General features: G+C 70.3%; 12 protein-coding genes. 5 read left to right on the forward strand and 7 right to left on the reverse strand.

Annotation, left to right across the window (positions count from 1 at the left end):
* Positions 1-366: 366 nt before the first annotated feature.
* Genes ACWGPE_RS09780 through ACWGPE_RS09795 form a run of 4 tightly spaced genes read right to left on the reverse strand, consistent with a single transcriptional unit; the run spans position 367 to position 4344 of the window.
* Complete coding sequence (locus ACWGPE_RS09780; RefSeq protein ID WP_275505473.1) at positions 367-1140, reverse strand: ABC transporter ATP-binding protein; 774 nt, start codon at positions 1138-1140, stop codon at positions 367-369.
* The gene (locus tag ACWGPE_RS09785) at positions 1127-2026 is read right to left on the reverse strand and encodes an ABC transporter ATP-binding protein (RefSeq protein WP_231432277.1); all 900 of its coding nucleotides are present in this window, start codon (positions 2024-2026) and stop codon (positions 1127-1129) included. Before ACWGPE_RS09785 ends, ACWGPE_RS09780 begins: the two co-directional genes overlap by 14 nt.
* A 4-nt stretch (positions 2027-2030) precedes the next feature.
* The gene (locus tag ACWGPE_RS09790; RefSeq protein WP_231432278.1) at positions 2031-3011 is read right to left on the reverse strand and encodes a branched-chain amino acid ABC transporter permease; all 981 of its coding nucleotides are present in this window, start codon (positions 3009-3011) and stop codon (positions 2031-2033) included.
* 13 nt (positions 3012-3024) lie between these two features.
* Positions 3025-4344 (reverse strand): branched-chain amino acid ABC transporter permease, encoded by a 1320-nt coding sequence (locus ACWGPE_RS09795; RefSeq protein WP_374201099.1) that lies wholly within the window; start codon positions 4342-4344, stop codon positions 3025-3027.
* 236 nt (positions 4345-4580) lie between these two features.
* Here ACWGPE_RS09795 and guaB point away from each other — a divergent pair, with 236 nt between their 5' ends.
* Positions 4581-6083 (forward strand): IMP dehydrogenase, encoded by a 1503-nt coding sequence (guaB, locus tag ACWGPE_RS09800; protein ID WP_231430133.1) that lies wholly within the window; start codon positions 4581-4583, stop codon positions 6081-6083.
* On the opposite strand, the gene ACWGPE_RS09805 is transcribed toward guaB, so the two are convergent.
* Positions 6071-6592, reverse strand: coding sequence for a GNAT family N-acetyltransferase (locus ACWGPE_RS09805; protein ID WP_231430134.1), 522 nt, complete (start codon positions 6590-6592; stop codon positions 6071-6073). The two genes, guaB and ACWGPE_RS09805, sit on opposite strands and share 13 nt — an antisense overlap.
* Positions 6589-7755: a MalY/PatB family protein gene (locus ACWGPE_RS09810; RefSeq protein WP_275505475.1), complete on the reverse strand. Its 1167-nt coding sequence runs from the start codon at positions 7753-7755 to the stop codon at positions 6589-6591. The genes ACWGPE_RS09805 and ACWGPE_RS09810 overlap by 4 nt, the downstream gene beginning before the upstream one ends.
* Positions 7756-7900: 145 nt before the next feature.
* On the opposite strand from ACWGPE_RS09810, the gene ACWGPE_RS09815 reads away from it, so the two are divergent.
* A complete protein-coding gene (locus ACWGPE_RS09815) occupies positions 7901-9601 on the forward strand; it encodes an ABC-F family ATP-binding cassette domain-containing protein (protein WP_452048598.1) in 1701 nt (566 codons plus the stop codon).
* A gap of 22 nt (positions 9602-9623) precedes the next feature.
* Here ACWGPE_RS09815 and ACWGPE_RS09820 read toward each other — a convergent pair whose 3' ends face one another.
* A complete protein-coding gene (locus ACWGPE_RS09820; RefSeq protein ID WP_275505477.1) occupies positions 9624-10172 on the reverse strand; it encodes a DoxX family protein in 549 nt (182 codons plus the stop codon).
* Between the two features lie 92 nt (positions 10173-10264).
* Here ACWGPE_RS09820 and ACWGPE_RS09825 point away from each other — a divergent pair, with 92 nt between their 5' ends.
* The 3 genes from ACWGPE_RS09825 (at position 10265) to ACWGPE_RS09835 (ending at position 12691) form a co-directional block, all read left to right on the forward strand.
* Positions 10265-10816: a TetR/AcrR family transcriptional regulator gene (locus tag ACWGPE_RS09825; RefSeq protein WP_376931262.1), complete on the forward strand. Its 552-nt coding sequence runs from the start codon at positions 10265-10267 to the stop codon at positions 10814-10816.
* 161 nt (positions 10817-10977) lie between these two features.
* Positions 10978-11496 (forward strand): hypothetical protein, encoded by a 519-nt coding sequence (locus ACWGPE_RS09830; protein WP_452048599.1) that lies wholly within the window; start codon positions 10978-10980, stop codon positions 11494-11496.
* 70 nt (positions 11497-11566) lie between these two features.
* The gene (locus ACWGPE_RS09835) at positions 11567-12691 is read left to right on the forward strand and encodes a GuaB3 family IMP dehydrogenase-related protein (RefSeq protein WP_231430140.1); all 1125 of its coding nucleotides are present in this window, start codon (positions 11567-11569) and stop codon (positions 12689-12691) included.
* Positions 12692-12712: the final 21 nt, after the last annotated feature.

A 12712-nucleotide genomic window follows, 5' to 3' on the forward strand; every position in this document is an offset into this window, starting at 1 on the left:
CCCCGGCGCATCGCGCCGGGGCCGTTTCTCGTGCGCCGGCCGTGAGCGGCGCCAACGGCACCGTCTCGCGCAGCCTGCCGCCGACCTGAGGTCGCGCAGACGGTCGCACGGCGGGGATGTTGCGGGCAGTTCGCGCGACTCCACGATGTGGGATCGCGTGAACGGTCGCACCGCGGGGATGCCGCGGGCAGTCCGCGCGACTCCGCGATGCGAGTCGCACGAACGGCGGGGAGCGCCCCGGTGCCGGCCGAACGCGCGACTCCACCTCGCGGACGTCGCGGCCGCGGAGGCGGCGACCCGGCCCCGCGGACATGGGAACGGGCGGATGCCGCAGCATCCGCCCGTTCGTCGTGGTTCAGGAGCGGGTCACTCCTCGTCCTGACCGAGCGTGCCCAGGTAGAGGCCGATGACCTTCGGGTCGTTGAGCAGCTCACGACCGGTGCCGGTGTAGGCGTCGCGACCCTGGTCGAGCACGTAGCCGCGGTCGCAGATCTGCAGGCATCGCCGGGCGTTCTGCTCGACCATGATGGTCGTCACGCCCGCCTTGTTGATCTCCTTGACGCGGAGGAAGGCCTCGTCCTGCCTGACCGGCGAGAGGCCGGCGCTCGGCTCGTCGAGCAGCATCACGTGCGGGCCCATCATGAGCGCCCGCGACATCGCCACCATCTGGCGCTCGCCGCCCGAGAGCGAACCGGCCCGCTGGCTGAGTCGCTTTCCGAGCTCGGGGAAGATCGCCGTGACGAACTCGAGTCGCTCGCCGAGCCCCTTCGGGCGCAGGTAGATGCCCATCTCGAGGTTCTCGCGGATGGTGAGCGACGGGAACACGTTGTTCGTCTGCGGCACGAAGCCGACGCCCTTTGCGACGAGCTTGTTCGCCTTGAGGTTCGTGATCTCCTCGCCGTTCAGGAAGATGCCGCCTTCGCGCACCTTCACGAGGCCGAAGATCGACTTGAGCAGCGTCGACTTGCCGGCCCCGTTGGGGCCGATGATGCCGATCAGCTCGCCGGGCGCCGCGGTCAGCGAGCACCCGTTGAGGATGTTCACGCCCGGGAGGTACCCGGCCGTGATGCTGCGCACGTCGACGACGAGGTCGCCCGCGGGCGGCTGCTCGACGGCGGGGGCGGGGCTACTGTTCGTCATCGATGAGCTCCTTCAGCGCTTCGACGTGGCCGGTGTCGGTCGCGCCGAGATCCTGGTCGTGGTGCTGGCCGAGGTACGCGTCGATCACCGCCTGATCCTGCATGACCGTGTACGGGTCGCCCTCGGCGACGACCTTGCCCTCGGCCATCACGATCACCCAGTCGGCGATGTGGCGCACCATGTGCATGTCGTGCTCGACGAAGAGCACCGACATGCCCTGGGTCTTCAGGTCGAGGATGTGGTCGAGCAGCGACTGCGTCAGCGCCGGGTTCACACCGGCCATCGGCTCGTCGAGCATGACGAGCGTCGGATCGCTCATGAGCGCCCGCGCCATCTCGAGGAGCTTGCGCTGGCCGCCGGAGAGGCTCGCCGCGTAGTCGTCCTTCTTGGCATCGAGCTTGAACCGGCCCAGCAGCTCGAGCGCCTTCGCCTCGATCTCGTCGTCCTGCTTGCGCCAGAGGAACGGCAGCATGGCGCGGAAGAGGTTCTCGCCCCGCTGGCCGGTCGCCCCGAGCTTCATGTTGTCCATGACGGTCAGGAGCCCGAGCGCCTTGGTGAGCTGGAACGTGCGGATCAGCCCGAGCCGCGCGACCTTGAAGGCCGGCACGTGCGCGAGCGACTTGCCGTCGAAGCTCCACGTGCCGTGGTCGGGCTTGTCGAACCCGGTCAGCAGGTTGAAGAACGTCGTCTTGCCGGCACCGTTCGGCCCGATGAGGGCCGTGATGGCGCCGCGCGGGACCTCGACGTGCGCGACGTCGACCGCGGTGAGGCCGCCGAAGGTGCGCTTGACCCCGTCGGCGATGAGGATCGGATCGGTCTTCTTGCAGCCCGGCACGGCGTCGCCGACGTGCAGGCCGACGCTCTTGACCGGCTTCTTCGTGGGGATGGCGTCACTTGACAAAGGACATCTCCTTCTTGTTCCCGAGCATGCCCTGTGGTCTGAACACGACCATGAGCATGATCGCCACGCCGACCAGGATGAAGCGGAGCTGGCCCGACTGCACCTCGGAGATCGGCAGCCAGCCGGCCTCGACCGCACGGGCGACGAATCCGGAGAAGAACGAAAGCGCGACCCAGAACACGATCGAGCCGAGCACCGGGCCGAGCACGGTCGCAGCGCCGCCGAGCAGCAGGATCGCCCAGGTGAAGAACGTGAGCGACGTCGCGTAGTTCGAGGGCACGACGGCTCGCGGCAGGATGAAGATCATGCCGGCGAATGTGCCGAAGACACCACCGAGGATGAGGCTCTGCATCTTGTACGAGTAGACGTTCTTGCCGAGCGAGCGCACCGCGTCCTCGTCTTCGCGGATGCCCTTGAGCACGCGGCCCCACGGGCTCCGCATGAGCACCCAGACGAGCACGCACGCGAGGGCGACGATCGTCCACGCGACCACGATGTTCCACCAGTCGTTCGCGCTGAACATCCAGGGCCCGAAGCCCGCCTTGCCCGAGAAGCTGAACGGGTTGAGCGCCCGGAAGCCGGCCTTGTACTCGCTGAGGCCGTTCGCCGAGCCGGTGACGTCGCGGAAGGTGTTCGTGGTGAACAGCAGTCGCAGGATCTCGGCCGCCGCGATCGTGACGATCGCGAGGTAGTCGGCTCGCAACCGCAGGGTCGGGATGCCGAGGATGAGCGCGAACACGACGGATGCGCCGACGGCGACCAGCACGGCGGCCCAGACGGGGAAGCCGAAGGTGAGCACCGAGATGGCGTAGCCGTATGCGCCGAGCGCCATGAAGCCGGCCTGGCCGAAGTTCAGCAGGCCCGTGTAGCCGAAGTGCACGGCGAGGCCGAGGGCCGCGAGGGCGTAGGCGGCGGTGGTCGGGCTCAGCACCTCGACGGCCGCGTTCGAGAAGATTGCTCCCCAGTCGATCATTTCGGGCCTCCTAGCCGATCCGCTCTCGGCGACCGAGGATGCCCTGCGGACGCAACAGCAGCACGAGGATGAGGATCACCAGTGCCGCGACGAACTTCATGTCTGCCGGAAGCCAGAGCGTCGAGAGCTCGACGAACAGTCCGACGATGAGCGAGCCGACGAGTGCGCCGAACGCCGTGCCGAGCCCGCCGAGGGTGACGGCGGCGAACACGAGCAGCAGGATCTGGAAGCCCATGTCCCAGCTCACGCCCGGACGGTAGTAGGCCCAGAGGATGCCGCTGAGGCCCGCGAGCGCTGCGCCCAGCACCCACACAATGCGGATGGTGCCGTCGACGTCGATACCGCTCGCGGAGGCGAGGCTCGGGTTGTCGGAGACGGCGCGCGTCGCCTTGCCGATGCGGGTGCGCAGGAGGAACCAGGCGACGCCGAGCAGCACGATGATGCTGATGCCCATGCTCGCGACATCCACCCACGACAGCGACAGCGGACCGAGGTGGAACTCGGCGGGCGACGCACCCGGCAGCTGCCGGGTCTGGCCGCCGTAGAAGAACTGGAACGTGTAGCGCATCGCGAGCGCGAGGCCGATGCTCACGATCATGAGCTGGATGACGCCGACCCCCCGCTTCCGCAGCGGTTTCCAGAGTGCGGCGTCGAGCCCCCAGCCGAGGCCCGCGCTCAGCAGGATCGCGATGAGGATCGCGATGCCGATCGGCAGGCCCACGTCCGACGAGAAGGTCAGCGTCATGAGCGCGCCGAAGGTGATCATCTCGGAGTGCGCGAAGTTGCTGAGCCCGGTGGTGCCGTAGATGAGCGAGAGCCCGATCGCCGCGAGCGCGAGCAGCAGGCCGAAGTTCAAGCCGTTCACGACGCGATTGATCAACTGGTCGAAGAACGACACGGTCACCCGGGTGCCCTCGCCGAGGAAGAAGTTCACGGACTTGTTGTTCGTGAGCCCGAACTCCGCGGTGCGGGGGTTCTCGCCCTTCGCCACCACGACGCCGTCGGGCAGCGTGTCCTCGTCGAGCTCGACGGTGTACTCGGTCTTCTCGGGCACGCCGATCGTCCACTTGCCGTCGGCGTCGGTCTCGGTGTCGGCGGAGAATCCGCCGCCCTCGACCGTGATCTTCACGCCTTCGAGTGGTTCGTCGTTGTACTGCACATTGCCCGAGAAGTGGTACTCGTACTCATCGGAAGCCGAGGCCGCACTCCCATCCTCCGCCACCGCAGGGGACGCTGCGATGCCGGACAGAGTGAGTGCGGACAGGAGTATTCCGAGGAGTAGGAGCCACCTCCCGCGAGAGCGAGTCTGGACAGATCTCGTGGGTTCCACTGCACCTCCAAGGGGCCACCGGAGGGCATGGTGTGGACCTCCGGGACCGGTCCTTTCCGCCGACGGCGTCGTCGACGGTACCTGCCGATTATGGCCCATGCGCATCGCACGGACCCACATCAGGCCCTCGATTGTTATCCGGGGAATGCCCGCGGTGCAAACTCGCTTAACATTGATGCACCGCCACCCCCACCCACGATGCGCAGCGATCGGGTGTTCCGACACGAAGGGAAGTCATGGATCAGGCAGATCCGTTCGGATTCACGGGACTCACGTACGACGATGTCCTCCTCCTTCCGGGTCACACCGACGTGATCCCGTCCGAGGCCGACACGGCCTCGCGACTCACCCGCCGCATCACCGTCGCGACGCCGCTGCTGTCGGCCGCGATGGACACGGTCACCGAGGCGCGCATGGCGATCGCGATGGCGCGCCAGGGCGGCATCGGCATCCTGCACCGCAACCTGTCGATCGAGGACCAGGCCGACATGGTCGACCGCGTCAAGCGCAGCGAGTCGGGCATGGTCTCGAACCCGGTGACGACGACGCCGGATGCCTCCGTCGCCGATGTCGACGCGCTGTGCGCCATGTACCGCGTGAGCGGGCTGCCCGTCGTCGACGACGACGGCAAGCTCGTCGGCATCATCTCGAACCGCGACATGCGCTTCGTCGCCGACTTCGAGAAGGCGTCGACGAAGGTCAGCGAGGTCATGACCAAGATGCCGCTGATCACGGGCCGGGTCGGCATGAACCCCGACGAGGCGCTCGCGATCTTCGCGAAGCACAAGGTCGAGAAGCTCCCGCTCGTCGACGACGAGGGCCGGCTCACGGGTCTCATCACGGTGAAGGACTTCGACAAGAGCGAGCAGTACCCGAACGCGACGAAGGACGACGAGGGGCGCCTCCGCGTCGGCGCGGCGATGGGCTTCTTCGGCGACGCGTGGGAGCGCGCAGAGGCGCTGCGCGACGCCGGCGTCGACGTGCTCGTCGTCGACACGGCCAACGGCGAGTCGGCCGGCGTGCTCGACATCATCCGCCGGCTGAAGGCCGACCCGACGTTCGCCCACATCGACGTCATCGGCGGCAACGTCGCGACCTACGAGGGCGCGAAGGCGCTCGTCGAGGCCGGCGCCGACGCCGTCAAGGTGGGCGTCGGGCCCGGCTCGATCTGCACGACGCGCGTCGTGGCGGGCGTGGGCGTGCCCCAGATCACGGCCGTGTACGAGGCATCCAAGGCGACGAAGCCGGCCGGCGTGCCGCTCATCGCCGACGGCGGCCTGCAGTACTCGGGCGACATCGCGAAGGCACTCGTGGCCGGCGCCGACACCGTCATGCTCGGGTCGCTCCTCGCCGGAACGGCCGAGAGCCCGGGCGAGCTCGTCTTCCAGAACGGCAAGCAGTTCAAGGCGTACCGCGGCATGGGCTCGCTCGGCGCGCTGCAGACCCGCGGCAAGAAGACGTCGTACTCGAAGGACCGCTACTTCCAGGCCGACGTGCCGAGCGACGACAAGCTGATCCCCGAGGGCATCGAGGGGCAGGTGCCGTACCGCGGGCCGCTGTCGGCCGTCGCGTACCAGCTCATCGGCGGACTCCGCCAGTCGATGTTCTACGTGGGCGCGCGCACCATCGCCGAGCTGAAGACGAAGGGCCGGTTCGTGCGCATCACGCCCGCCGGGCTCAAGGAGTCGCACCCGCACGACGTGCAGATCGTCGTCGAGGCGCCGAACTACACCCGCTGATCACCCGCTGACGCGCGACGGGCCGGGCCCGACTCCAGCTCTCGGATGTAGCAGAGCATGCGGTAGTCGGTGCCCGGCTCGATGTTCACGAACCCGTGGCGTTCGTAGAACCGGCGGGCGTCGGTGTCGACCTCGTCGACGTTGATGTGCATCTCGCCGCCGCCGCGCCGGAGCACCTCGTCGACGGCGCGTTCGAGCAGTGCCGTGCCGATGCCGGCGCCGCGGAGTCCCGGCACGACGTACAACTCGTCGAGCACCGCGAGCGGGCCCTCGCAGTAGACCGTCGGCCGCAGCGTCACCACGGCGTAGCCGGTCGGGTCGGGGTCGCCGGCGAACAGCACGAACCCGTCGGGGTCGGCGATCAGCCGACGGAAGCGCGGCTCGAGCACGTCGCGGCTCGGCGTCGGCGAGTCGAACTCGAGCGCGAACTCGACCTGCAGCCGCGCCGCAGTCGCGGCGTCGGAGGGGTCGGCGAGGCGGATGCCTCGGGCCCGAGTCTCATCGGTCATCGTCGTGTGCTCTCGGCGGCGTCGGCGAGGCGCGCGATCGCCTCGCCGAGCACCTCGGGCGTGCAGGCGAAGTTGAGCCTGACGTGGCCCCGGCCCACGTCCTTGCCGAACATCGTGCCGATGCCGAGCGCCACCCGTGCGCGCTCGAGTGCGACCGCGGCTGGGTCGTCGCCCCAGCCGAGCACGGAGAGGTCGAGCCACGCGAGGTAGGTGGCGTCGGGGATGCGGTAGCGCACGCCGGGCAGTTCGTCGGCGAGCAGTTCGGCGAGCAGGCGCCGGTTGTCGTCGAGGCTCGCGAGCACGCCGTCGAGCCAGTGCCCGCCGTCGCGGAATGCGGCGACCGAGGCGATCGAGCCGAACTGGCTCATGCGCCACTCGACCTCGTACGGGAAGGCGCGCCGCACGGCGTCGCCGCGGTCGGAGGCCGTGACCACCATTGCGGCCTTGAGCCCAGCGAGGTTGAACGCCTTCGAGGCTGCGGTGACCGTGACGCCGTGCTCGCGCGCGGCGTCCGACACGGTGAGGAACGGGGTGTAGACCGTGCCCGGCTGCGAGAGCGGCCCGTGCACCTCGTCGGAGACGACCGTCACGCCGTGGCGCGCCGCGATCTCGGCGAGGGCCGCGAGCTCGTCGCGCTCGGGCACGCGACCGATCGGGTTGTGCGGGTTGCAGAGCAGCATGGCCTTCGCACCGGCGGCGAACGCGGCGTCGATGCCGTCGAGGTCGAGCGACCAGCCCTCGTCGATGCCGCCGCGCATCGGCACCTCGACGACCCGTGCGGATGCCTCGGTGACGATGTCGAAGAACGGGGGATAGATCGGCGGGGTGACGATGACCGGGTCGCCCGGCCCCGTCACCTGCCGCAGCACCTCGACGAGCCCCATCGCCACGTCGCCCGTGCAGGTGATGCGAGCGGGGTCGACCTCCCAGCCGAATCGTTCGGCGGCGAACGGGGCGAACGCCTCCGCCACGGGGCGGCTGCCGGCGGCGTACCCGGTGTCGGAGCGATCGATCGCCGCGTGCAGGGCGGTGGCGATCGGCTCGGCGAGCGGGTAGTCCATCTCGGCGACCGGCAGCGGCAGCACGTCGGCGTCGTAGTGGCGCCACTTCTCGCTCGTGCGGGTGCGGAGGACGTCGAGAGGCTCAGCGGCGATGCGATGCATGCCTCCAGCTTGCCGCAGATCGGACGGGACTGGCAGGGGGCACCCGAGCGCTGTATTCTGGTCGGCTGCCCAGCTCTGCGCGTCATCTGGCGGCGCGACCGCGGGCGTCCCGATTCCGGTCGCAGACCGATCGGATCACTGACCCATGGGCTTCATCGACGTCAACGGCGTCTCCTATTCGCTTCCCGACGGGCGACCGCTGCTCGCGCATCTCGCCTTCCGCGTCTCCGAGGGCGCGACGACGGCGCTCATCGGCGCCAACGGCGCGGGCAAGTCGACCCTGCTTCGCATCGTCCGCGGAGAGCTCAGGCCCGACGAGGGCAGCGTGCAGGTCGACGGCGGGCTCGGCGTGATGGACCAGTTCGTCGGCACGGGGCGTACGGTCGACGGCACGGATGCCTCGGTGGGAGGGCTGCTCGTCTCGGTCGCGCCGAGCCGCATCAGGGAGGCCGCGCTCGAGCTCGAGGCATCCGAGAACGCCCTCATCGAACGCGACGATACCGACGCGCAGATGCGCTACGCGACCGCGCTCGCCGAGTACGCCGAAGCCGGCGGCTACGAGCAGGAGGTCGTGTGGGACCACTGCACGCTCGCGGCGCTCGGCGTCCCCTACGAACGGGCGAAGTGGCGCGAGCTCTCGACCCTCTCCGGCGGCGAGCAGAAGCGCCTCGCCCTCGAGGCGCTGCTGCGCGGGCCGGAGCAGGTGCTGCTGCTCGACGAGCCCGACAACTCGCTCGACGTGCCCGGCAAGCGCTGGCTCGAGGATCGACTGCGCGAGACGCCGAAGACGGTGCTGCTCGTCTCGCACGACCGCGAACTGCTCGCGCGGGCCGCCGACCGCATCGTGACGCTCGAGCTCGGCGCCGCCGGCAACACCGCCTGGGTGCACGGCGGGAGCTTCGAGGGGTACCACGAGGCGCGCGATGCGCGGTTCGCCCGCCTCGACGAGTTGCGCCGCCGATGGGACGAGCAGCACGCGGCGCTCAAGACGCTCGTGCAGACGATGAAGGTGAAGGCGACGTACAACGACGGCATGGCCTCGCGGTACCAGGCCGCGGTGACCCGGCTGCGCAAGTTCGAGGAGGCCGGTCCTCCCGAGGAGCGACCACCCGCGCAGGCGGTCTCGATGCGGTTGCGCGGCTCGCGCACCGGCAAGCGCTCGATCGTGTGCGAGGGGCTGGAGCTCACGGGGCTCATGCGCCCGTTCGACCTCGAGGTCTGGTACGGCGACCGGGTCGCCGTGCTCGGCTCGAACGGCTCGGGCAAGTCGCACTTCCTGCGGCTGCTCGCGGGTGGCGGCACCGAACCCGATCGCACCCTCGGACACGTCACGAGCGTGGGAGAGCAGCTCGCCCGCGTGCCGCACGAGGGGCGGGCGGTGCTCGGCGCGCGCGTCGTTCCCGGCTGGTTCGCGCAGAACCACGAGCATCCCGAGTTCCGGGGGCGCACCCTCCTCGACATCCTGCACCGCGGCGACGCGAACCGGGAGGGGATGGCGCGCGAGGCCGCGAGCTCGGCGCTCGATCGATACGGGCTCGCCGGCGCGGCGCTGCAGACCTTCGAGTCGCTCTCGGGCGGGCAGCAGGCGCGCCTGCAGATCCTGCTGCTCGAGCTGTCGGGTGCGACCCTCCTGCTGCTCGACGAGCCGACCGACAACCTCGACCTCGTCTCGGCCGAGGCGCTCGAGGACGCCCTCGGGCGATTCGACGGCACGGTCGTCGCGGTCACGCACGACCGGTGGTTCACCCGCAGCTTCGATCGCTTCGTGGTGTTCACCGAGGCGGGCGAGGTCGTGGAGACCGATGCGCCCGTCTGGGACGAGGGGCGGGTCGCCCGAGCGCGCTGACCGCTGGAGGATGCGGTGGCGCTCAGCCGAATGCGACGACGAGGCAGGCCGCGATCCACACGATCTGCTCGATCGTGCGCGGCAGGAGCGGCGAGCTCAGGCTGCCGACGCGCTCGCCGAGGCGCGCCGCGCGCACGTTCGCGGGGAACACGGCCACGAGCAGCAGCGCGAGGCAGAGCGCCGCGAGGTCGTGGGTCGCGGGCACGAGGAGGCCGATCGCGCCGGCGGCCTCGAGCACGCCGGTCGCCGCCACGATGAGGTCCGGGCGCGGCAGCGCCGGCGGCACCATCGCGGCGAGTCCGGCGCGGAGCTTCGGGTGGAGCCGGCCGGACGCCGCGATGAGGAACATCGCGACGAGCCCTCCGGTCAGCCATGCCTGCCAGGCCGCGGCGGCGTCGGTGGCACCGAGCGCGGCGAGCACTGACCCCGTGAGCGCGGTGCCGAGGGTGCCGACGGCGAAGGCGATCGGCACGGGCGACACGAAGGTCTGAACCCAGGGGTTGCGGCCGGTCGGCCGGCGCGAGGCGGCGTCGGTCGCGGCCGTGGTCGCGGAATCGGATGAGGTGGTCATGCGCGGCTCCTTCCAACAGAACTTGTCAGTGACTAGATTGCAGGGCGCAAGGGAACTTGTCAATGCCTAGATTGGTCGCGTAGGGTCGACGCATGCCGTACCACCACGGGGACCTGCGTGCAGCGCTCATCGACGCCGCCGTCGACGCGATCGAGTCCGACGGCGTCGACCGGCTGAGCCTCCGCGACCTCGCGCGACGTGTCGGCGTCTCGCACGCGGCGCCCGCCCACCACTTCGGCGATCGCACGGGCCTGTTCACCGCCATCGCCGCCGACGGGTTCGACCGGCTGGTGCGCGAGCTCGAGGCATCCGGCGGCGACTTCGTGGCGGCCGGGGTCGCCTACGTGAGGTTCGCGACCGCCGAACCGGGTCGCTTCGCCGTGATGTTCCGGCCCGAGCTGCTGCGCGAGGACGACCCGGCGCTCGCCGCGGCCCGGGATCGCGCCGGCGACCTCCTGCGCGCCGGCGCGGGCGCCGCAGCCGGTGACACCCGGGCGAACGCGCTCGCGGCATGGTCGCTCGTGCACGGCTTCGCCACGCTCTGGAACGCCGGTGCGATCGACGCGCCTGCCGGCGCGGCACCCGACGAACTCGCCCGCGCGGTCGCGTCGCGGCTCTTCCTCCGGGGAACCGACGCGCCGTGACGTGAGCGGCGAGTCGTGGGCCGGGTATCGCCTCACCCGATCGGGTGAGGCGGGAAGGGGTGCCGACACCCAGACTCATCGGCATGACCAACCGGAGCATCGACAGTCCGAAGGCGCTCGCCGGACCGGCGTCCGTCTCGACGATCGCACTGGGGGCGGCGATGCTCGGCGCGCTCGGGATCGTCGTGTTCGCTGCGGTGAACATCGCGTTCGAGGCGACGGACCACTTCGCCGGCGGACCACTGGCGGCCTACGCCTCCGGTCTGGCCTTCATGAACTGGCTGGTCGTGGGTCTCAAGCTGTTCGGGGCGGTCGTCCTGGTGCTCTCGGTGCTCCCGCGGACGGCCGCGCGTGCATCGAACACGATGACGCTGCTGCTGTGGGGAGCCTTCGGAGCCTTCGCCATCTATGCACTCGGCACGATCGGCGAAGCCGCCGCGCTCGCGACCGGGATCACCGGAAGTCCCGACGAGATCGATGCGGCCGGCGTCGTCTACCTGCTGGGCGCGGTGTTCTTCGCAACCAGCTTCGGGGTCGTCGCGATCTCGCACGCGCGGCGCACGCGCTGGCGACCGGTCCCGATCGTGGCCGGCCTCCTCGGCGCGCCGGTCCTGCTCGCCGGCATCCTGGTGCTCGCGCCGATGCTGCTGGTCGCCGTGGGCGTCATGCCACCGTTCTAGATCGGGGCGCGGTCCGGTGCGCACGCTGTTCCTCTCAGCCGGCGGAGTATCGCCCGGGTAGGGTTGAGTGGTGACCCAGGAGATCGAGATCGGCCGCTCCAAGCGGGGCCGGCGAGTGTATGCGTTCGACGACATCGCGATCGTGCCGAGCCGGCGCACGCGCGACCCCGAAGACGTATCGGTCGCGTGGTCGATCGACGCCTACCAGTTCGACATCCCGTTCCTCGCCGCGCCGATGGACTCGGTGGTCTCGCCGCAGACCGCGATCATGATGGGCCAGCTCGGCGGCCTCGGCGTGCTCGACCTCGAAGGCCTGTGGACCCGCTACGACGATCCCGCACCGGTCCTCGCCGAGATCCGCAACCTCCCGGCCGACCGCGCCACCGAGCGAATGCAGCAGCTCTACGCCGAGCCGATCAAGCCCGAACTCGTGACCGAGCGCCTCGCCGAGATACGCGCGGCAGGGGTGACCGTCGCCGGCGCCCTCTCGCCGCAGCGCACGCAGGAGCTCTACGAGACCGTCGTCGCCGCCGGCGTCGACCTGTTCGTCATCCGCGGCACGACCGTCTCGGCCGAGCACGTGTCGAAGAACCAGGAGCCGCTGAACCTCAAGAAGTTCATCTACGAGCTCGACGTGCCCGTCATCGTCGGCGGTGCGGCGACGTACACCGCGGCGCTCCACCTCATGCGCACGGGTGCCGCCGGCGTGCTCGTCGGCTTCGGCGGCGGCGCCGCCTCGACGACGCGCACGACGCTCGGCATCCACGCGCCCATGGCCACGGCCGTCGCGGATGTCGCGGGCGCTCGCCGCGACTACCTCGACGAGTCGGGCGGCCGCTACGTGCACGTCATCGCCGACGGCGGCGTCGGCACCGCCGGCGACATCGTGAAGGCCGTCGCCTGCGGCGCCGACGCGGTCATGCTCGGCGCGGCGCTCGCGCGCGCCACCGACGCGCCCGGCGGCGGCTACCACTGGGGTGCGGAGGCGCACCACGCGAAGCTCCCGCGCGGCCGTCGCGTGCAGGTCGGCCAGGTCGCCCCGCTCGAAGAGGTGCTCTACGGGCCCGCGCCGGCCGCCGACGGCACCGCGAACCTCGTCGGTGCGCTCAAGAAGTCGATGGCGACGACCGGTTACTCCGACCTGAAGGAGTTCCAGCGCGTCGAGGTCGTCGTCGAGCCGTATCTCGGGTCGTAGTTCCAGCGGGGCTGAGTTCGA

The sequence above is a fragment of the Agromyces sp. NPDC055658 genome (genome assembly GCF_053618155.1).

Bases quoted from the DNA above. Each gene is read 5' to 3' on its own strand.
- ACWGPE_RS09820 (WP_275505477.1), bottom strand. From the start codon at position 10,172: ATGACCACCTCATCCGATTCCGCGACCACGGCCGCGACCGACGCCGCC.
- ACWGPE_RS09780 (WP_275505473.1), bottom strand. From the start codon at position 1,140: ATGACGAACAGTAGCCCCGCCCCCGCCGTCGAGCAGCCGCCCGCGGGC.
- ACWGPE_RS09830 (WP_452048599.1), top strand. From the start codon at position 10,978: ATGCTCGGCGCGCTCGGGATCGTCGTGTTCGCTGCGGTGAACATCGCG.
- ACWGPE_RS09805 (WP_231430134.1), bottom strand. From the start codon at position 6,592: ATGACCGATGAGACTCGGGCCCGAGGCATCCGCCTCGCCGACCCCTCC.
- ACWGPE_RS09810 (WP_275505475.1), bottom strand. From the start codon at position 7,755: ATGCATCGCATCGCCGCTGAGCCTCTCGACGTCCTCCGCACCCGCACG.
- ACWGPE_RS09815 (WP_452048598.1), top strand. From the start codon at position 7,901: ATGGGCTTCATCGACGTCAACGGCGTCTCCTATTCGCTTCCCGACGGG.
- ACWGPE_RS09825 (WP_376931262.1), top strand. From the start codon at position 10,265: ATGCCGTACCACCACGGGGACCTGCGTGCAGCGCTCATCGACGCCGCC.
- guaB (WP_231430133.1), top strand. From the start codon at position 4,581: ATGGATCAGGCAGATCCGTTCGGATTCACGGGACTCACGTACGACGAT.